The organism is Myxococcales bacterium, from assembly GCA_016712525.1.
Classification (GTDB): domain Bacteria; phylum Myxococcota_A; class Polyangia; order Polyangiales; family Polyangiaceae; genus JAAFHV01.
Genome location: JADJQX010000007.1, coordinates 1,393,664 through 1,412,617, shown reverse-complemented (window position 1 = coordinate 1,412,617; position 18,954 = coordinate 1,393,664). Strand labels below are relative to the sequence as shown.

The window sequence follows — 18,954 nt, the reverse complement described above, 5'->3', positions numbered from 1 at the left end:
GTCGATAGATTACGAAGAGATAGATGGCTTCGGGCCTTCGCTCGTGCGGGGGCCGAACGAGGCGCGTGCGCGCGTGACGGCCCGCTCGACCGCGGCGTGCGAGAGCTCGGCGAGGGCCGCGGCCTTCGTGGCCTTCTCCGTTCGAATGGCCTCCCCGATCGCGAGGCGGACGCGCGTGGGGTTGGGCGACGCTGCCATGCGCGCCAGGTGCTGCGGGAAGGTCTCGCCGACGAACGCCGCGTCCGAGCCCTCTTCGTAGGCGAGGCCGATTGGGAGGACCTCGGCGCCGGTGTTCGTGGCGGAGAGGAACGAGCCAGGTTGGAACGGGCGAACCTCGTCGCCGGCGAAGGTCGTCCCTTCGGGGAAGATCACGATGGTCTGGCCCGCGCGGAGGAGATCTCGGATCGCTCGGATGGTCTGGGCGCCGCTCTTCGCGTCACCGCGCTCGACGAAGACCGTCCCGACGCTCCGGGCGGCTGCGCCGACCACGGGCCAACCGGAGAGATCGGCCTTGCTCACCATGCGGCCCCCGAAGGTCTGGAGGAGCACGCCGATGTCGATGGCCGAACGGTGGTTCGACACGATGAGACGCCCGACTCCGTCCGGCGGCGGCGTGACGGGATCGATGGGCTCGACGCGGACGTCGAAGAGGGACAAGAGACCCGAGGCCCAGCGCTTCACCCATCGATCGCGGACGGCGTCGCGGTCGTGGGGCTTCGTCAGGGTGTCTCGCCCCACGTAGAGCGGGATCATGACGGCGGTGAGGCCGAGAAAGCCGGCGGCGCGCGCCGCTTGCCGTGCTCGAGTGACGATCAAAGGAGCCTCCGAAACAGATGGGCGAAGGCCTGGGCGCCTCGCCGGACCACACTACGACGTTGCCACGAGCCAGGGGTGAGCCGCACGGAACGCTGGAGGTCGCTCTCGAACACCTCGCTCACGTGCTCGGCGAACGCCGCGTCCTCGATGGCGAGGTTCAGCTCGAAGTTCTTCACCCGGGAGCGTTCGTCGAGGTTGTAGCTGCCGGTGGTGACGAAGTGACGATCGACGATCGCGGTCTTCGAGTGGAGCACGGCATCGTGCAGGAGGTAGACCTCGATCCCAGCGGCGAGGTAGTCCTCGTAGAAGGACTCCTGGGCGAGCTGCACCGCCGTGATGTCGCTCACCTCGGGCAAGAGGAGACGCACCCGAACGCCACGGCGGCGAGCGCCGTAGAGCGCGTGTCGGAACGAGCTTCGAGGTACGAAATACGCGTTCGCGAAGTCGAGCGAGCGCTTCGCACGGTGGATGCGGAAGAGGTACTCCCTGAGGACACTTCGGCGAGCCCTCCGCGACGTGGGGCTCGCGAGCGCCCAGACACGCCCCAACCGTCGCTCACCGAACGCGGCAACGGCGGGCCCCGCGCGGGTACCGGAGACGTGGCTCCACGTTTTGAAGAAGAGCGCGCGCAGGTCTTCGAGGCTAGGGCCGGTGATCTCGATCGCGTCGTCGCGGAAGGCCTCTCCCCGCACTCGCGTGGGAGCCAGGGGAGCGCGAGGTTGATGCCGCCGAGGAAGCCCGTGGTCCCGTCGACCACGAGGAGCTTGCGATGGTCGCGTCGCTCGAGGAAATCGAGCCGAAACCTGCGGGCGAACGGGGAGAGCGCGTGGAACGCGTACACGATCCCGCCCTCGCGCTCGACCGGCGCCCAGAAGTCCCCGGGGAGGCCGAGGCTGCCGAAGGCGTCGAACACGATGCGCACCATCACGCCACGCCGAGCGGCCGCGGCGAGCTCCGCCCGAAAGCGGGTACCGACCGGGTCGTCGCCGACCCAGTACATCTCGAGGAGGACCTCGCGGCGGGCGCTGCGGATGGCCGAGAGCATCGCGCGGAACGCCATGCTCCCGTCGACGAGCAGTCGCACACGATCGCCGTCGACGTCGAAGAAGGGGACATCGAGCGCCTCGTCCCACCCGAACGTCGACACCGCGCTCACGGGGCCCCGAGGACGGCGACGATTCCTCCAGAGGGGAACACGTCGCGCGCGGTGGCACGAACGTCGTCGATGCGCGGTGGGGCGGCCGACGGTTTCACCTCCAGCCATGGGGGAGTCACCTCACGGGTCGCGGCGCCTGCGTCGAGCGCCGCGCGGATCACGGCTTCGGGCGCGGCGTCGCCGAGCCGTGCGAGCTGTTTGCGTAGTAAGTTTATGATTTCATTGGACGATTCTCGGGCTGTCGAGAAGTGGACGACGAGCACGGCTCCCGCCCCGAGCGGCGCGACCTCTGCCCGCAGGTCGCGCGTCTTGGCCACGAGCTCCGGACCGAGAGCGTCACGGTGCGACGCGAGCCGCGCGACCGCGTGGAGGGTCGCGAGGGGGCGCGGTGCGCGGTCGACGAAGGCGAGCGCGACGTAGTCATCGCCTCCGCGCGGTGCGATGGCGCGCACCTCGGTGCGAACCGAAGGTGGGATCTTGGGCTCGAAGGCGCGGCACGCACCACCGCCTCCGAGCGCGAAACGGTCCGCCACGTCCATCGCGAGCGCCTCGAGCTCTCCGCGGGGCTCTCCTGCTCGCACGTGGACGACGAGCGGGCCCTCGGCGAGCGCGACGTGACGCGCCACGAGCGCCTCGTCGGTCACTTCGCCGAGCGACCGGAGGGATCCTCGAGGGGAGAGCATCGACGTCCGACCCGGGGCGACGATCTCGGCCAGGGTGCCGAGGAGGCGCTCCCGATCCTTCGTTGCGGCAGCGAGGCTCCGCGCCCGCTCCGCGCGGCGTGTCGCGGCGTCGGCCGGCATCGAGAGCGCCGACGCCGCGGTCTCGAGGAGCCTCGTCACGTGAGCGCGCGAGGTCTCGCCCTCTCTCCTCGGCGCGCGAGCGAGGAGCCCTATCCCTCGCGACGTGACGATGGGGGACAGGACGTCGGGCGCTCGCCTCGCCGCGCTCGTCATCGCGAGGGCCGCGAGCCCCGCGTCGCGAGAGGTCTCGTCGAGCGCCGCGCACGGGGCCACGATCGCGATCCAGGGGGCGTCGGCGTCCGCGGGCGCGACGCTCACGGTGACGCGGGGCTCGCCCGCACCTCCGCCCGTTCGCGAAGCGCTCGTGGGCACCGCGCGGGGCTCGAGCTCGGCGCCCGCGAGGACCGTCCGTGTCGTCCTGTGCTCGGCGTTCGCGGGGCTCAAGGCCAGGTAGGCAGCGTCGAGCGCGCGCGCGGCCGGCGCGGTGCCGTCGACGAAGCGTCCATCGGCCACGGCGAGGGCGCTCCCGATGGCCCGCTCAGCGTTCTCGGTGAGGGCTACGAGCCTCGGGGCGAACGGCCGCCCCTCCGGGAGCGTGATCACCACCCCGAGGCACGAGCCTCCCGACGTAGGCGTCGCCGAGACACGCGCCACGACGCCGCCCTCGCGGCCCACGACGCTGGCGAGCGCGCCGTCCGTTTTTTGCAGCGCCCGTGCCGCGTTTTCGGTGCGCGCCCCGAGCGGAGCCTCCACCGACAGATGGAGCTCGCGCGGCGCTGGACCCTGCGCCATCGCGGGAAATGATGGCCCCATGCCCTGCACGGGCCGCTCGTGCCGTGCCCAAGGCCCCGCGCCTACGAGCGCACGCTCCACGAGCTCCGCGGTTTCCCGGGGGCCCGCGACGCCCATCGAGAGGGGACCTTGCGCGACGGCCGCGTCCCTGACCGATTCGAGGGCACGGGCGAACGCGGCGCCGTCGTTCGCGTCGGAGGCTTTCCCGAGCGCTCCCCGTGCGGACGGACGTACGGCCTCGCCGCGGCAGCGTGCGTGGGTCTCTCCGGCCGGGCTTGCGGGCAGAGAAGCGACACGACGACGCGCCGCCTCGAGCGCGTCCGCATGTGCGTCCGACACCCTCTCGCGGAGAACGACGAGGAGGGCAGGGATGTCGGCCCGTACGTCTTTTGGCGTGAGCTCGATGTCGACGGTGTCGAACCGAGGCCGCACGACGACCTTCCCGGCGAGACCGCCCTTCGCGAGGCGTGCCTCGAGGTACGCGCCGAGCCCCGCCGACTCTTCGGGCCCCGCCGCGGAGAGCACGGCGACCACGGACGAAAGACCACCCGGCGGAGCCACACCCAGCGCGGGAGCACCTTCGGGGCGCACGACACGCGCCACGGAATGCCCCGCGCTCGGGGCCGAAGTCCTCTCGGGCGGAGGTCCACAGGCCGCGAGGCCGAGCGCCGCCGCGAGCCCGAGCGCGCGCCCTCGACGAGCTGCTGCCTTCAGCGCCAACCCATTGGATTTACGTTACTTTTTGACCACGTCGGCCGCGGAGCGCGGGGCCACGTGCAGGTTGAAGAAGTAGGTGACGACGCCCGTGATCGACGCGAACTGCTGGTTCTCGGCGGCGTCGCCGGCCTTGAGATCGTAGAGCTCGTTCGTGACCGTCGGCCGGTTTCGATCGTCGGCTGCGGTGCCCTTCGCGGTGAGGAACCCGGTGACGCGCCCGTTGTTCTCGCTGAGGCGACCGTCGAGGGTGACGTCCTTCACCTTCACGAGCATGCCGATCCACCGCCGACCCTTCGAGTAGTCGAGGAGATCCTTGACGTCGATCTCGACCGGGGGCGGCGGGGTGAAGTCGTAGCGGAACTGCGCGACGGGCCGCGCGAGCTGAGGCAGGACCTGGCCCTCGGGGAAGATGGCGGTGCCGATGTTCTTGTTCTCTTGGTACTCGCCACGAAGGTCGAGCACGTCGCCGGCCGCCACGCGGAGATCGCCCGGGACGAAGGCGGGAGCAAAGAGCCCGATCCCCGAGTAGGGCTCGGTCGAGCCGAGGTCTTGGACGTAGATCGTGCCTCGGCTCCGACCGTTCTTGGTCTCGTCGAAGTTGTCGACGGCGACCACCGTGACGCCCGTGACCGTCACCTCGGAGCCCGGCCCCGGGCGGTCTTTGATGTCCGGGTTCGCGACCTCGCGAATGCGCTTGCCGTCACCGACCGGCGGCCCGAGCACCTTGACGCTCGGCGGATCTCCCGTGCCCCCGGAGCAGGACGCGAGGAAGAGGAGGCTTGCCGCAAGGTGGCGAGAACGCATGAAGCACGAGACTAGCAGCTTTTCCCCCCGTGGGGGGCTCAACGTCGCCTCGTCGGCGCATGGTCTCGGCTCTCGAAAGGGCGGGCGCCTCAGCGGAAGCGGTCGGCGTCGACGGAACGTATCGTGTCCTCGATCGAGACCCTCGGGCGGAAGCCGAGCCGCGTCCGCGCGTGGGTGTCGTCGACCATGCAGACGTACCGAATATGGTCGAGCTCGGGAGTCGGGAAGCTCGAGAGCCGGAGGGCGAAGAGTCGCCGGAGCACGGCCTTTCCGAGCGTGTAGGGGACGGGCAAGCTCGTTTTTCCGAGTGTCCGCACGACACGCGACAGCGGGAGCGGCTCCTCGCCGGCCACGTTGAAGATGCCGCGCATGCCCGGCGCAAGGGCGCACGTGACCGCGTGGACGACGTCCGACTCGTGGATGACCTGCACCATCGGGTCGAACCCCATGAGCGTCGGAATCGTCGGCAGCCGCAGGAAGTTCGACGCCGCGTTCCGCACCTGACCGAGGATGTGCACGGGGCGGAGGATGACGGTCTCGGTCGAAGGGTGACGCCAGAAGAAGCCCTGGGCGAGCATGTCGACCTCGATGAGGTCGCGGATCTCGCTGAACCGGGCTCCCCCGAGGAGCGGCGCGTCCTCGGGGAGAAACTGCGCGTTGTCGGGCTGAGGGCCGTACACGTTGGCGCTCGAGAGCACGACCACCTTCGGCACGCGGAACTGCACCGCGTACTCGAGGAGCTTCTGGAAGCCGGCCACGTTCCACGAGTGGTGATCGGCGTCGGAGGCGCGGGGGTCGTGCATGACGCCGAGGTGGACCACCGCTTCGACGTGACCGGAACGAAAGACGTCCTTGAGCTTCTTTCGTCGGATGTCGACCTGCGCGTGCTCGACGTCCTTGGGGCGATCGGGGAACGGACGGCGGTCCACGGCGATGACCCGACGGTCGCGGTGGAGCGCCCGCACGAGGCTCTTTCCGAGGCGACCACACGCCCCCGTGACGAGCACCGTGCCCTCGCCGCGCGGGAGCGACTCGTGAGGCTCGTCGATGGCGATCTCGAGTTCGGGCTCTCCGATGGTGCCGCTCATCCGAAAAATACGCTCTTTCGCTGACGGACGCCCCGGGTCACCATGGCCTGGACCGTGTCCCGGACGAGCTGCACCTTCTCGTCGATCACGGCGTCGTCATCGTCGGGATCCCCCTCGAAGAACATCGGCTCGCCGAACGTGATGCGGTACTTCGTCGGCAAAGGGAGCGCTCCGCCCGGCAGGAGCAGCTGAGGGATGATCGGGAACGACGGCATGCGGAGGAGCCGCGCGAGCGTGTCGACGTTCTTCACGTTCACGTACTGCTCTTCGCCTCCGACCACGCTCACGGGCACGATGGGCGTGCCGGTCTCGAGGGCGAGGCGCATGAAACCGAGGCCGAAGTCGGCGAGCTTGTAGCGTTGGTCGTACGTCTTCGAGATGCCCTTGGCGCCTTCGGGGAACACGAGCAAGACCTCGTCGCGCTCGAGCAGCCGCTTCGCGTTCTCCGGGACGCCGACCACCTGGCCGACGCGCGAGAAGAACACCGACACGAAGGGCAGGGTCTGCGACCACTTCTCGACCATGGCGCGCATGAAGCGCGGTGGCTCGGCGTCCATGAAGAGCGAGGCCCCGATGAGCGCGCCGTCGATGGGAATTTGCCCGGAGTGGTTCGCGATGAGCAGGCATCGCCCAGGGGGAATGTTCTCGGTCCCTACGACGTCCGTGCGGAAGTAGTGGCGATGCAGGAGCGCGACCGAGGCGAGCGCGTACTTCGTCCACTCCGGGTCCATCCCGAAGGGGTCGACGCCCGACGACATGAGGCTCACGGGCACACGCGCGAGGCGCTCGTTGAACTCCTCGCCGAGCCGCGCGGTCATGAAATCGTCGAGCGCGGAGGCCGCGTCCGACACGAGCTTTCGAGCGAGTGGGGCGACGCCGAAGAGCTTTCCCCCGAGGCGAGCGAGCGAACGTTCCACGGTCCCTAGGCTACACGAGGCCCGCCCGCTCGTGGACCCCCGGCGCGCTTCGTCTTGCTCCGAGAGGCGAAATACGTGCAAAAGTGCGGCGGATGCGAGCTCCGCCCGCCCTACGCCCGAAGAGTCGCGTCGCCGTCGTCGCGCCCGCGAGCGGCTTCCCGCGAGAGGAGCTCGTGCGCGGTCTCGCCGTCCTCGCCGATCGGTACACGGTGACGATGCGCTCCGGGGCCTTCTCGCGAGAGGGCTACCTCGCTGGCTCGGACGCCCGTCGCGCCGAGGAGCTCGCGTGGGCCATGACCGCCGACGGCATCGAGGCCATCGTGTGCGCCCGCGGCGGCTACGGGATCACCCGAATCGTCGATCGGCTCCCTTGGGACGCGTTCGTCACGCGCCCCCGGTGGATCGTGGGCTTCTCCGACGTGACGGCCCTCCACCTCGAGGCCCAGGCGAGGGGGATCGCCAGCGTGCACGCGGCGAACGTCACGGGGCTCTCGCGCACGACGCCGCGCGAGCGCCTGGCCCTCGTCCGGATCCTCGAGCACCACGAGGGACCCGTCCTTCGAGACCTCGAGGTCGTGCACGACGGGCCGGCCGCGACCGGAGTCGTGGTCGGTGGAAATCTGACCCTGGTCGAGTGCCAGTCGGCCGCAGGCGCCCTCGTGGTGCCCGAAGGGGGCGTGCTCGTCCTCGAGGACGTGACCGAGCGGCCCTACCGCCTCGACCGCATGCTCACCTCGCTCGCTCGCGCAGGGCACCTCGGTCGCGTGTCGGCCATCGTGCTCGGCGACCTGACGGACTGCACCCCCGGCCCCGATGGCGTCACGGCGGAGGCCGTCCTACGCGAGCGAACGGCCTGCCTTGGGGTGCCCGTCCTCGCTGGGGCACCGTTCGGTCATGGTCGGCGTAATATGCCGATTCCTTTGGGTTTTACGGCGACGGTTCGGCCCCTCGCGGGCACCTGTACGTTCGCCCCGCCCACGGGGTGAGCGCCTCGATCGTCACCCGTCGAGGGGGACGGCGATGTGCTCGATGGCGAGCCCGGCAGGAGTGGTCTCGATCCAGGCGGCGTGTGCGACCCTCGGGCGCTTCTTGCCGTTCGGGAGGTCGGCGGCGCCATCGGGGGCCTCGCCCACGCTCCCGACGTTCACGATCTTGAGGTCGCCCAGCTCTCGCGTGAAGGGAACGTGGCTCATTCCGCACACGACGACGTCGGCCGGGTCCGTGCCCATGAGCGCGCTGACCTCTTCGTCGTCGAGATCGTGGGTGATGGCTTCACCTGGATCGGCCGGCGAGCCATGAACGAGCACGAGCTCACCGCCATCCTCGAGGGGGACACGCTGGTGGGTGGGGAGGCGCCGCATCCGCTCGAGCACGAGATCCCCGAGCTCGCGGCGGACGTCGAGGACCCGCGAGAGCATCGCCTTCTCGTGGTCCGTCTTGGCCACGACCGCCGACGCGTCGAGCGTGACGAGCGCCCGGTCGGTCACCCCTTGCACGAGGATGGCGTTCGCCGCGAGGAGGCGCCTCCACGTCTCGAGGGCGGTGCCCGGGACGTACTCGGCGGTGGGCCCCGGGAACACGAGATCGCCGGCCACGAGCAGCTTGTGGAAGCTTCGCTTCTCGGCGGTCGCGAGCACGGCCCGGAGGGCGTCGAGGTTGCCGTGGACGTCGGAAATGCAGAGGAGGAGCATCGCGGGCTTTCGTGAGCTTACGTTCGTGGCGCGGACGGAGGGGGGGCGGAGGGCTCGTTTCGCGTGTGCACGGCGTGGGCGAGCGGTGAGGTGGCTTCCCTGACGAGCTTCGCCGTCTCGGACGGGGAGAGCCCGCGTGCGGTGGCGTCCTCGACGACCTGCACGAGCGCGCTGCCGACCACGACTCCATCGGCGTGGAGGCCGGCCTCGCGCGCGGACGACGGGCCGGTCACCCCGAACCCGACCACCGCCGGGGCGCCCACGCGATCACCGATCTCCCGCGCGCGGCGCGAGGCCACGGCGAGGCCGTCGGCGGCGCGCCCGGTCACCCCGGTGACCGACACGCAGTACACGAAGGGCGGGAGGGGGCGCGCGCCGGCGAGGCGGGCGATGCGTGACTCGCGGGTCGTCGGCGCGACGAGCGGTACCACCCCGAGCCCGAGCTCGCTCGCCGCAGGGCCGAGCTCTTGCTCTTCTTCGGGCGGCAGATCGACGACGAGGAACGCGTCCACGCCGGCGGCGAGCGCGCGCTGTGCCGTCTCGCGCTCCCCGGCGACGAAGATGGGGTTGTAGTAGCCGAAAAGCACCAACGGGACGTCGCTCACGGCCCGCACGCGAGCCGCTACCTCGAGCGCGGTCGAGAGGCCTCCGCCTCGGCGAAGAGCGGCGGTCGAGGCTCGGGCGATGACCTCGCCGTCGGCGGTGGGATCACTGAAAGGACACCCGATCTCCAGCACGTCGGCGCCGCCTTCGACGCACGCGAGCGCGACCGCGACGGACGTCTCGAGATCTGGGAAACCTGCGCACAGGTAGGTGACGAGCACACCTTGACCCGCCGCGCGTCGGCGCTCGAAGGCGCCCGCGATCCGAGCGGTGCTCATGGGGTCTCCGCGGCTTCGAGGGCAGGCAGGGTCGTCGCGAGGTCCTTGTCGCCGCGCCCCGAGAGGCACACGAGGAGCGTGACGGGTCTCCCTCGCGTGCGCGCCTCGCGTCGGGAGATCTCCTCGACCCGAGCGAACGCGTGGGCGGTCTCGAGGGCGACGAGCAGGCCCTCGGTCCGAGCGAGCCGACGCGTCTCGGCGAGCGCCTCGCCGTCGGTCGTGGTCAGGTACGTGGCGCGCCCCGTGTCCCGAAGGTGCGCGTGCTCCGGGCCGACGCCCGGGTAGTCGAGGCCGGCGCTCACGCTGTGCGCCTCGAGGATCTGGCCGCCGTCGTCAGCGAGCACGAGGGTCTTCGCGCCGTGGAGGACGCCCTTGCGCCCGCGCGTGAGCGTGGCCGCGTGCCGCTCCGTGTCGAGCCCGGCCCCTGCGGCTTCGACGCCGTAGAGCGCGACCGACGGGTCGGCGAGGAAGCCGCGAAAGAGCCCGATCGCGTTCGAGCCGCCCCCGACGCACGCGATCGCCGCGTCGGGGAGCGCGCCTTCGACCTCGAGCATCTGCGCGCGCGCCTCTTCGCCGATGACCGTCTGGAACTGCGCGACGAGCTCGGGGTAGGGGTGAGGCCCCGCGGCGCTGCCGACGCAGTAGTGGGTGGTCCGTACGTGTGTCACCCAGTCGCGGAGCGCCTCGTTCATCGCGTCCTTCAGCGTCCGCGAGCCCGACGTCACGGGCCTCACGGCGGCGCCGAGGAGCCTCATCCTGCCTACGTTCGGGGCCTGCCGCGCGATGTCCTCGGCGCCCATGAACACCTCGCACGGCAGACCGAAGAGCGCCGCGGCGGTGGCCGTGGCGACACCATGTTGGCCCGCGCCCGTCTCCGCGATGATGCGCGTCTTGCCCATCGTGCGCGCGAGGAGCACCTGCGCGATCGCGTTGTTGATTTTGTGCGCGCCGGTGTGAGCGAGGTCCTCTCGCTTGAGGTAAAGTGCTGAAATGGTTTCGTTTTTCGGATCGATGGCGCGCGCGAGACGGTCGGCCCGGAAGAGCGGCGTCGGGCGACCGACGTACGTCCGCAGCAGCCGATCGAGCTCGGTCCGGAACGCCTCGGAAGGGACGATGGTCACGAACGCCGCCTCGAGCTCGTCGAGGGCCTCGTGGAGCGTCTCTGCGACGTAGCGACCGCCGTAGTCCCCGAAGCGCCTGCGGAGGCCAGGCATCGCGTCGCTCACGGCGCCTTCTTCGTGACCACGATGTGGCCGTGCGAGCGGTTGTCGGGGTAGCCGTAGCGGAACGGGATCGGATCTTTGCCCTTGAAGAGCTCCTTGAAATCGCTCGCGTCGCGGTTGTTGACGCTCCCGAAGGGCTCGGGCCACTCGTACATGCCGTAGACCTCGTGCACGAAGCCGCGCCCCTTGATGCGCCGCGGGGGGATGCCCGTCGTGTCCGAGATCATCCACTCCATGTGCGTGAGGAGATACTCGCGCATCGTCGAGAAGCCGTCGTCCCAGAGGAGGTGGCTCGCGGCCTTCGTCATGGCCGAGACCTTGCCCTTCGACTCGAGGTGCTTCATGACCTGCGGGCGCAGCTTCAGGTTCGCGTCCGACAGGTCGTAGCCGACGTGGCGGAGGGTGCGCACCTTCGCCTCCCCGGGCCGCTTGAAGCGGAGCTCCGCGTTCTGGAAGAGGCTCTTCTGCGCCTTCTTGTCGCCTGCGGCCTTGAGGTCGTCGTCGGTCACGTAGACGATTTTTCCGTCGTCCGCGAAGCGGAAATAGCGGAGCGACACGGGCTCGAAACCGTGCACGACGAGCGCCGCCATGGAGAACACGATCTCGCCGGGGAGCACGCCCTTCGACTCGAGATCGAGGTTGTCGGTGCGGCTGTGCGCCTTGAGAAAGAGCTTGCCGAGGTGGGCGCGAATGTCGCGAAGCGCCCGCGTGAGCTGCGTCGCGTTCGCCCCGTCGATGCCTCGTGGGTCGGCGGCGGGCTCGAGCGAGATCGTGGTGATCTCGCGCAGGTCGGGGTACGTGGCGAGCGCCGATACCAGATCTCCCCCACCGAACGGGTAGACGACCGTCTCCGGTAGGTTCGCGGGTCGAAGCTTCGCGAGGAAGGGACCTGCGACGTCGAGCCACGTCTTCTTGTATTCTGCATAGGATGCCGAGAGCTCCTTGCAGTGGGCGTCGGTGAGGGTCGCCGGCAGGGACGCGGGCGGGGCGTGGTCCCCGCCGCACGCGGCCGCCTTGAAGATCGCGAGCGCCTGCGGGGTGAAGTCGGCGCCTCCGGGCGCGGGCTCGACCGGAGCGGTCTCGGTCGTCTTCGCGGCGTCGGTCGCGGCGTCGGCCGACGCGTCGACCGGACTGGCGGCGTCAGTGGCTCGAGGCGCCGGTTCGGCCGCGTCCGAGCCGCTCGAGGCGACAGGTGGGGCATGTCCGCTCGGCGCGGGTGGGTTCGCGCACGCCTCTTGGGAGGCGAGGGCGGCGAGGGCGACGAGAGCGACGAGGGCGGGCAGGGACGGCGTACGCGACACGGTGGCCCTCGTATACGCGAAATCCGCGCCCTATACGAGCCCACGGGACGCGCGGCCGTTCGGTGCGCGACGCCGACGTCAGGGGGCGAAGCGGGGCGCGCGCTTCTCGAGGAACGCCGCCACGGCCTCGCGGTGGTCGGCGGAGAGCCACGTCTCGACGAAGCGGCGGCGCTCGAGGTCGCGCAGCTCGGCCGAGCGCTTGGCACGCGTGGCGAGCTCCTTGGTCCCGGCGAGGGCGGCCCGCGCACCCCGCGAAAGCTCGTCGGCCATCGCGATGGCCGTGGCGCGCGCCTCTCCGGTCGCCGTCACGTGCTCGACGAGCCCCAGCGCCCGCGCTTCGAGCCCGGACAAGGCGTGCGCGCGGTAGAGGAGGTCGGTCGCGCGGCCTACTCCGACGTACGCCACGAGGCGGGCGAAGGTCCCCCACGCGGTCGTCACGGCCATCTTGGCCTGGAAGAACCCGAGCGTCGCGTCGCTCGCGACGACGCGCAGATCGCAGGCGCACGCGAGCTCCGCGCCCCCTCCCAGGGCGAAACCTTCGATGGCCGCGAGCACCGGGACCCTCGCGTCCTCGATCGCGTCGCACATCTGCCTACCGAGGTCGCAGAACGCCTCGGTCGACGCCAGATCGGAGACCTCGGAGAGCTCTCGCAGATCGCCACCCGAGACGAACGTGCCCGACGCGCCGGTGAGGACCACGGCGCGTACGTCGTCCGGGAGCGCGCCGAACCTCGCGGAGAGCTCGCGAATGGTCGTGCCGTCGAGCGCGTTTCGAGACGCGGGGCGGTCGATCGTGAGGACGAGCACGCGCCCGCCCGTGCCCTCCCGTTGCTCGCGGATCACCCTGCCTTTTTCCGTGTGCGCGAGGTTCGGAGCTGGGCCTTCGAGTCGCCGTCGGTGCGGCGAATGCGCCGCTTGCGCCGCTCCCCGTCGAGCCCCGAGTCGTGCGCCTTGTGCCTTCGTCGAGCGACCTTCTCGGCGTGCGCGACGATCGTGCTCGCGACGTCGATCCCGCTCGTGCGCTCGATGCCCTCGAGCCCCGGCGAGCTGTTGATCTCCAGGATCTTGGGACCGTCGCGGCCTTCGAGCATGTCGACGCCCGCGACCTCGAGTCCCATCACGCGGGCGGCGTCGATCGCGGCGCGTCGGTAGGCGTCCGGCAGATCGACACGAACGCCCGCGCCTCCGCGGTGGAGGTTCGAGCGAAATTCGCCCTTCTTCGCCTGCCGGCGCATCGCGGCGACGACCTTCCCGCCGACGACGATAGCGCGGTAGTCGCGCCCCTTCGACTCGGCGATGTACTCCTGCAAGATGATGTCTTGTCCCATGGCCCACAGCGTCTCGAGGAGAGACGTGACCGCGGCCGGGGTCTCGGCGATCATGGTGCCGATGCCCTGCGCGCCTTGTTGGAGCTTCACGATCGCGGGTGCCCCGCCGATGAATTGGAGGGCGCGCTCCACGGACTCGGGCGAACGCGCGCAGACCGTCTTCGGGACGTCGATGTCCTTTCGGGTCAAGAGCTGCATGCTCCGGAGCTTGTCGCGCGACCGCGCGATCGCGACGGCCGTGTTGAGGACGGGGATGCCCATCATGTCGAACTGCCGCACGACGGCGAGGCCATAGTTCGTGATCGAGGCTCCGATGCGCGGGATGACCATGTCGGCGTCGGGGATGGGCCTCTTGCCGAGGAACATCTCGGGCTTGCCGCGCGAGATGGCGATCTGGAAGTCGAGCGGGTCGGCCACGCTCACATGATGGCCGCGGGCGCGGGCCGCGAGCACGAGGCGGCTCGTGGAGTAGAGCGCCGAGTTGCGCGAGAGGACGAGGAGTCGCATCTCCGCCCAACGTACCTTCGGCCGGGCGGGCCTGGGAAGGTGTTTGGAAGTGTATGAAAGTACGTGTATTTTCGAGGTCGAGGTGTTTCGGGCGGTCGGGCTTCGGTCGGGGGCGGTTTCGGGCGTAAGCTGCACGCCGTTCCATGGCCGAGCCACGCATCGACGACGATCCCCTCCATGTCCCTCCGCCCGTCGAAGACGACGGTGAGCCCACAGACGACGGGCACGACCACTCCGACCTCGTCGGGGCCGACGACGGCGACCCCTTCGACGACTCCGCCGGTGCGTCGTCCGACGACGGCTTCGAGCTCGACGAGGTCGAGGACGCGGGGGTTCTGCCGGACGACGCGGCTCTGGGGGCCGACGACGCGCTCGAGGCAGCGGTCGACGTGACGTTCGCGAGCGTCATCCTCGGTGGAGATCTCGAAGAGCCCGGGATCGCTCTCGACGGGCTCGACGTGGACGCGGGGGCGCACGTCGACCTCGCGGGCGACCGCGGCGAGGAGGGGCCCTCGGAGGGAGACGCCGAGCTCCGAGTCGAAGACCTCCCGTCGCTCGACGCGGACGAGGACGGCGACATGTCCGAAGCCGTCCTCTTCGACACCACGGCCCTCGTGGCTGCGCGCGAGAGCGAGGTTGCCTGGGCCGACGATGCCTGGACCGTGTCCCGGATCGTGGACGGGGCGTTCCGCCTGGTCGGCGGGGAAGAGGACACCGTCGTCGCCCTCGGGACCTCCGGTCTCGCCGAGGTCACCTTCGCGCCGTCCGGTCGTCCCGTCGTGAAGCGGCGCGCGAGCGCGGGTGACGCGACGTCGATCGCCTCGTCGCCGGGCGAAGGTGGAGCCCGGATCGCGCTCGGAGGCGCCGAGCCGCGCATCGTCGAGCCCGACGGTCGCGTGGTGCCCATCGAGCTCGGGCCGGCGCGCATCGTCGGGACGTCGCGAGGCGTGCTCGCCCTCGGTCGTCGAGGGGCGCTCTTCGTCCTCAAGGGGCAGATGTGGGTTCCCGTCGAGGCCGAACGCGTGAGCCGCCGCCATCTTCCCCTCGACGAAGGCCGCGTATGGGTACACGCCGCGGGCGCGGGGCCGACGGGAGAGGCGTGCCTCGTCACGCTCGACGAGGGCAGCGGCGGACCCCTCCTCGAGGTAGGGGCGCGGCCCGCGCGTGCGCTCGAAGGGCTCCCCGACGACGCTCCGCCCACAGACGTGCAGGCTACCGGGGAGCTCGTGCTCGTCGCCTGCGGCGCGACGTACCTCGTCTCGTTCGAGGGCGAGCCGCTCGCGCCCCTCGCGCCCCGAGGCTCCCTCCTCGCCGCGGTCGTCGTCGCACCGCAGGGCCCCGAGGCCCCCTTCGTCATGACCGCCCACGTCGAAGAGGACGAGCTCGTCCTCGTGCGGCGCGCGGGTGGCGTCGCTCCTCGCATCGTCGCCGCGATCGAGCTCCACGGCGCGCCGTCGGGAGACGTCGAGGTCGACCTCCATGCTCGCGGTTCGTCCGTCGTCGTGGCTTCCCCGTCCGGCCTCTACGACGTGCGCCCCCCGCGGCGTTCCGGTCGGGTTGCGTGAAGGACGACGCGGCTCGTCGAGGCCGCGCTCGTTCGATCGTGCCGCGTGTGGCTTGTCGAGGCCCATCCGGGCCGCCTAGGAGGTGTCGGATGCCCGTGTTGGTTCAGAAGTACGGTGGTTCCTCGGTCGCTGACGTCGACAAGATCGGGAAGGTCGCCGACCGTGTGGTCGCGGCGCGCCGCGAAGGGTGGGACGTCGTCGTCGTCGTGAGCGCGATGGGGAAGGCGACGGACGAGCTCCTCGCCCTCGCCGCGAACGTGGCCGAGGCCGCCCGAATCGCGTCCGGGAGGCCCTCCGCGAGCGCTCCTCGCCGCGAGCTCGACATGCTCGTGTCCACCGGTGAGCGCGTGACCATGTCGCTCCTCTCGATCGCGATCGCAGGCCGAGGAGAGGAGGCCATCAGCTTCACCGGGAGTCAGTCGGGGATCCTCACGAACGACCGGCACTTCGACGCGCGCATCATCGAGGTTCGCCCCCATCGCATCGAAGACGAGCTTTCGCGCGGCAAGATCGTGATCGTCGCCGGCTACCAAGGCATGAGCTACCGCCGCGAGATCACGACGCTCGGGCGAGGGGGGTCCGACACGACGGCGGTCGCGCTCGCGGCGGCGTTATCGGCCGAACGGTGCGAAATCTACAGCGACGTCGACGGTGTCTACACGGCCGATCCGAGGACGGTCCCGGGAGCGCTCCACTTGCCGGAGATCGACTTCGCGACGCTCTCCGAGATGAGCGAAGCCGGGGCGAAGGTCTTGAACGCGCAGGCGGTGGAGTGGGCGCGTCGCAGCAAGATCGCGCTCCACGCGAGGCGCACGAGCGATCCCATCGCGAGCGCAGGGCAGGCCGTCCGAGAGACCGTCGCCACCGCCGAGACACGCACCGCCGCGCGCGCCGTGGTCGGCCTCGATCGCGTCGCCCTCGTCACGGGGGCGGCCTTCGACGGGGTGCTCTCACGAGCTGCGGAGATCGAGCTGCCGCTGCTCGATGTGACCCTCGGACCGGGGGGCGGGCTCGCTACGGTCCCGCTCCTCAACGTGCCCGACTGGGCGGCGCGGCGGGCGGAGCTCGCGACCTTCCCCGCGACCTCGATCGTCGAGGATCTCGCGCTCGTCTCGGTCGTCGGAGACGGCCTCCTCGGCACGTCGGGCCTCGTCAAGCTCCGCGCTTGCCTGGCGTCCGCGGGGGTCGAGTCGCTGGCGTCGTCGGGGCACGCCCTGCGCATGTCGGCCCTCGTCCGGCGTGAAAAGCGCGCGAACGCCGAGCGGGCGCTCCATGCGGCGTTTCTCGAGTGAAGGACTGGCGGGCGTATCCGAGCGAGAATGTGGTCGGGTGTGGTTGCCTGAAGGTGGGCACGGCCTCGAAAAAAAGAGGGGTTGGACCGCTCGGAAGGGGTGGAGAGCTACAAAAAATGTGAGACGCTCGAAAGATTGGAGGTCGTGCATGAAACGGCTCGCCTGGCTCCTCGGCTCTTCGGTGGTGCTTCCCTTCGTGTTCGCGGCGTGCGGAGGCGGCGAAGAGCCGCCAGGGACCGACGCGGGCTCTCCCGACGGCGCGACCACCACGACCCCGACCGGCTCGACGACCGTGCCGCCCGTCGACGGAGCCGTCCCGGACGGAGCGGCTCGGGATGGCGCGGCGCCCGACGCTGCGACGCCTGACGGCGCGACATCCGACGGCGCGACACCCGATGGTGGCCCGACCGACGCGGGTGTGGACGCCACGGTCGACGCGGGACCGACCTGCGGGGTGGGGTTCCCGATGCTCTGCATGCCGGGCCAGGCGTGCATGACCGACGACGACTGCGAAGGCAAGTGCACGGCGAATGTCTGCGATGCGCCGTCGCACACGGACGGCAAGCTCTCTCCTTCGCTCGGCGAGACCGACATCGACTGCGGTGGCCCCGACGCGCTCGTCGATCCCGCGGTGCGGTGCGAGAACGCTCTGCTCTGCATGGTCGACGCCGACTGCAAGAGCTCGGCCTGCAGCGCAAAGTCGGGCCGGTGTGTCGCGGGCGCGTCCTGCGCCGTCGCGGCAGGCGACTCCGTGTCCGGTATCGAGACGTGCGGCGGTGGCGAGACGGGCACACCCGGAGCGATGGGGGATAGCTGCTGCGCGTCCCTCCCGCTCCCCACCACGACGACCCGCCGGCTCGACAAGTACGAGATCACGGCGGGCCGAATCCGCCGGTTCGTCAACGCGGTCACGGCCACCTACGGGACCGCCGACCTCCGGGCCTGGACCAAGGCCTACGCGGCTGCCAACCCGGGCTCGCAGCTCGAGTACGTCGATACGAATTTCCCCGGACTGCTCGACCTGCTCCCGCAGACGGCCACGCCAGCCGCGCGTCTCTCCCTCGTCACGGCGCTCGGTCTCTTCGCGGTCGATCCCATCAACACCCTCGACGGCTGCTACGTGGGGACGGGCTCCGAAGGTCACTCTACCTACTACTGGGACGCGGCGACTCGTGGGGTGTTCCGCCTCCCGGCGCGAACGCACTCTCAGGCGACGCTCGACGAGAAGCCCATCAACTGCACCATGTCGCTCGTGTACATGGCCTTCTGCGCGTGGGACGGCGGCGAGCTCGCTCGCATGACCGACTACCGGGAGGTGTGGGGTACGAACCCGCAGCCCATCGCGGCCGGCAACGTGTACGTGCCTTGGGCCGCGATGCTCGACCTCGGCCAGTTCAACTGGCGCAACGGGCAGCACGGTGGGTTCAACTGCGTGAACGGCTGGCCCGGGTGTGTCGCGAACCAGCCCATCTTCTACCGCTACCCGCTCCGCAACGCCGACAACTCGCTCATCAACCTCGCGAACGACTCGTCTCCGCTCATCTCGGCCCCGGGCCGCTTCCAGATGGACGTGACCCAGGCCGTCTCGGCCAACGGCGAAGGCTGGTACGACATCGGCGGATTGAACCTCGAGACGGGGTGGGTCGACGCGCCGCCCACGAACCCCTCGGGCGCGATCCAGGACTTCTGCGACACGTCCGCCTCGCCCGGGCCCGGAGAGACGGCCTGCACGCGCGGCGACAACAACGGCGTGCTTCGGTACTCGGGGCCACTGCCGCACCTCCCGCTCGTCGGATACTCGTGGGAGGGCCACGCCCGGTACAACGAGAACTACCTCGCGGGGCGCGCGGCGAACCCCGGCAACTGGAAGCCCGTCACGTGGCAGTACGGCAAGGGCGGCGGACGCTGCGCTCGTACGTACTGACAGACCCTCGCGCTCGTCCTCGGGCGCCTGATTGTCGAGTGGTTTCAGGTGGTTGTGCCTGGACGGAGCGCCTTCCCCCGAGGCCGCGTCTCTCGTGTTGGCGAGGACGGCCCCGGGCGTGACCTGGTAGAGTGCTGGCCGTTTGCGTCGGCCTCTACGAACGATTCTCGCCCGAACGTGGGCACTCGCGGCCGCGCTCACGGCCTGGG

General features: G+C 70.5%; 17 protein-coding genes. 4 read left to right on the top strand and 13 right to left on the bottom strand.

Going from position 1 to position 18,954, the window contains the following annotated elements:
• Positions 1–9: 9 nt before the first annotated feature.
• The 7 genes from IPK71_23095 to IPK71_23065 form a co-directional block, all read right to left on the bottom strand.
• Positions 10–816: a 1-acyl-sn-glycerol-3-phosphate acyltransferase gene (locus IPK71_23095; GenBank protein MBK8216626.1), complete on the bottom strand. Its 807-nt coding sequence runs from the start codon at positions 814–816 to the stop codon at positions 10–12.
• Positions 813–1,184 carry a hypothetical protein gene (locus IPK71_23090; GenBank protein MBK8216625.1) on the bottom strand — a complete coding sequence of 124 codons (372 nt, stop codon included), beginning with the start codon at positions 1,182–1,184 and terminating at the stop codon, positions 813–815. Before IPK71_23090 ends, IPK71_23095 begins: the two co-directional genes overlap by 4 nt.
• Positions 1,160–1,972, bottom strand: a complete 813-nt coding sequence (locus tag IPK71_23085) for a hypothetical protein (GenBank protein ID MBK8216624.1) — start codon at positions 1,970–1,972, stop codon at positions 1,160–1,162. The genes IPK71_23090 and IPK71_23085 overlap by 25 nt, the downstream gene beginning before the upstream one ends.
• Positions 1,969–4,227, bottom strand: a complete 2,259-nt coding sequence (locus tag IPK71_23080) for a hypothetical protein (GenBank protein ID MBK8216623.1) — start codon at positions 4,225–4,227, stop codon at positions 1,969–1,971. Before IPK71_23080 ends, IPK71_23085 begins: the two co-directional genes overlap by 4 nt.
• 15 nt (positions 4,228–4,242) lie before the next feature.
• Positions 4,243–5,028 (bottom strand): hypothetical protein, encoded by a 786-nt coding sequence (locus IPK71_23075; protein MBK8216622.1) that lies wholly within the window; start codon positions 5,026–5,028, stop codon positions 4,243–4,245.
• Between the two features lie 89 nt (positions 5,029–5,117).
• Complete coding sequence (locus tag IPK71_23070) at positions 5,118–6,116, bottom strand: NAD-dependent epimerase/dehydratase family protein (protein ID MBK8216621.1); 999 nt, start codon at positions 6,114–6,116, stop codon at positions 5,118–5,120.
• Positions 6,113–6,934, bottom strand: a complete 822-nt coding sequence (locus IPK71_23065) for an acyltransferase family protein (protein MBK8216620.1) — start codon at positions 6,932–6,934, stop codon at positions 6,113–6,115. The genes IPK71_23070 and IPK71_23065 overlap by 4 nt, the downstream gene beginning before the upstream one ends.
• Before the next feature lie 191 nt (positions 6,935–7,125).
• Here IPK71_23065 and IPK71_23060 point away from each other — a divergent pair, with 191 nt between their 5' ends.
• The gene (locus IPK71_23060; GenBank protein ID MBK8216619.1) at positions 7,126–8,019 is read left to right on the top strand and encodes an LD-carboxypeptidase; all 894 of its coding nucleotides are present in this window, start codon (positions 7,126–7,128) and stop codon (positions 8,017–8,019) included.
• Between the two features lie 12 nt (positions 8,020–8,031).
• Here the strand turns inward: IPK71_23060 and IPK71_23055 are convergent, their stop codons facing one another.
• The 6 genes from IPK71_23055 to IPK71_23030 all read right to left on the bottom strand — a co-directional run bounded on the left by IPK71_23055 (position 8,032) and on the right by IPK71_23030 (position 13,964).
• Positions 8,032–8,724 carry a metallophosphoesterase family protein gene (locus IPK71_23055; GenBank protein ID MBK8216618.1) on the bottom strand — a complete coding sequence of 231 codons (693 nt, stop codon included), beginning with the start codon at positions 8,722–8,724 and terminating at the stop codon, positions 8,032–8,034.
• A 17-nt stretch (positions 8,725–8,741) separates the two neighbouring features.
• Positions 8,742–9,605 (bottom strand): tryptophan synthase subunit alpha, encoded by an 864-nt coding sequence (locus IPK71_23050; protein ID MBK8216617.1) that lies wholly within the window; start codon positions 9,603–9,605, stop codon positions 8,742–8,744.
• Entirely contained in the window at positions 9,602–10,819 is a 1,218-nt protein-coding gene (gene trpB, locus IPK71_23045) for a tryptophan synthase subunit beta (protein MBK8216616.1), read from the bottom strand. The genes IPK71_23050 and trpB overlap by 4 nt, the downstream gene beginning before the upstream one ends.
• Before the next feature lie 8 nt (positions 10,820–10,827).
• Entirely contained in the window at positions 10,828–12,129 is a 1,302-nt protein-coding gene (locus IPK71_23040) for a hypothetical protein (protein MBK8216615.1), read from the bottom strand.
• Between the two features lie 78 nt (positions 12,130–12,207).
• The gene (locus IPK71_23035) at positions 12,208–12,972 is read right to left on the bottom strand and encodes an enoyl-CoA hydratase/isomerase family protein (protein ID MBK8216614.1); all 765 of its coding nucleotides are present in this window, start codon (positions 12,970–12,972) and stop codon (positions 12,208–12,210) included.
• Complete coding sequence (locus IPK71_23030) at positions 12,969–13,964, bottom strand: RimK family alpha-L-glutamate ligase (protein ID MBK8216613.1); 996 nt, start codon at positions 13,962–13,964, stop codon at positions 12,969–12,971. The genes IPK71_23035 and IPK71_23030 overlap by 4 nt, the downstream gene beginning before the upstream one ends.
• A gap of 143 nt (positions 13,965–14,107) precedes the next feature.
• Between IPK71_23030 and IPK71_23025 the strand changes: the two genes are divergently transcribed.
• The 3 genes from IPK71_23025 (at position 14,108) to IPK71_23015 (ending at position 18,745) form a co-directional block, all read left to right on the top strand.
• Positions 14,108–15,529: a hypothetical protein gene (locus tag IPK71_23025; GenBank protein ID MBK8216612.1), complete on the top strand. Its 1,422-nt coding sequence runs from the start codon at positions 14,108–14,110 to the stop codon at positions 15,527–15,529.
• 89 nt (positions 15,530–15,618) lie between these two features.
• Positions 15,619–16,821: an aspartate kinase gene (locus IPK71_23020; protein ID MBK8216611.1), complete on the top strand. Its 1,203-nt coding sequence runs from the start codon at positions 15,619–15,621 to the stop codon at positions 16,819–16,821.
• A 148-nt stretch (positions 16,822–16,969) separates the two neighbouring features.
• Entirely contained in the window at positions 16,970–18,745 is a 1,776-nt protein-coding gene (locus tag IPK71_23015; GenBank protein ID MBK8216610.1) for a hypothetical protein, read from the top strand.
• The last annotated feature ends 209 nt before the right edge of the window (positions 18,746–18,954 follow it).

Excerpts from the sequence above, each read along its gene's own strand:
- IPK71_23075 (MBK8216622.1), bottom strand. The coding sequence starts at position 5,028 with ATGCGTTCTCGCCACCTTGCGGCAAGCCTCCTCTTCCTCGCGTCCTGC.
- IPK71_23070 (MBK8216621.1), bottom strand. The coding sequence starts at position 6,116 with ATGAGCGGCACCATCGGAGAGCCCGAACTCGAGATCGCCATCGACGAG.
- IPK71_23065 (MBK8216620.1), bottom strand. The coding sequence starts at position 6,934 with ATGACCGCGCGGCTCGGCGAGGAGTTCAACGAGCGCCTCGCGCGTGTG.
- IPK71_23060 (MBK8216619.1), top strand. The coding sequence starts at position 7,126 with ATGCGAGCTCCGCCCGCCCTACGCCCGAAGAGTCGCGTCGCCGTCGTC.
- IPK71_23055 (MBK8216618.1), bottom strand. The coding sequence starts at position 8,724 with ATGCTCCTCCTCTGCATTTCCGACGTCCACGGCAACCTCGACGCCCTC.
- IPK71_23050 (MBK8216617.1), bottom strand. The coding sequence starts at position 9,605 with ATGAGCACCGCTCGGATCGCGGGCGCCTTCGAGCGCCGACGCGCGGCG.
- trpB (MBK8216616.1), bottom strand. The coding sequence starts at position 10,819 with ATGCCTGGCCTCCGCAGGCGCTTCGGGGACTACGGCGGTCGCTACGTC.
- IPK71_23030 (MBK8216613.1), bottom strand. The coding sequence starts at position 13,964 with ATGCGACTCCTCGTCCTCTCGCGCAACTCGGCGCTCTACTCCACGAGC.
- IPK71_23025 (MBK8216612.1), top strand. The coding sequence starts at position 14,108 with ATGGCCGAGCCACGCATCGACGACGATCCCCTCCATGTCCCTCCGCCC.
- IPK71_23020 (MBK8216611.1), top strand. The coding sequence starts at position 15,619 with ATGCCCGTGTTGGTTCAGAAGTACGGTGGTTCCTCGGTCGCTGACGTC.
- IPK71_23015 (MBK8216610.1), top strand. The coding sequence starts at position 16,970 with ATGAAACGGCTCGCCTGGCTCCTCGGCTCTTCGGTGGTGCTTCCCTTC.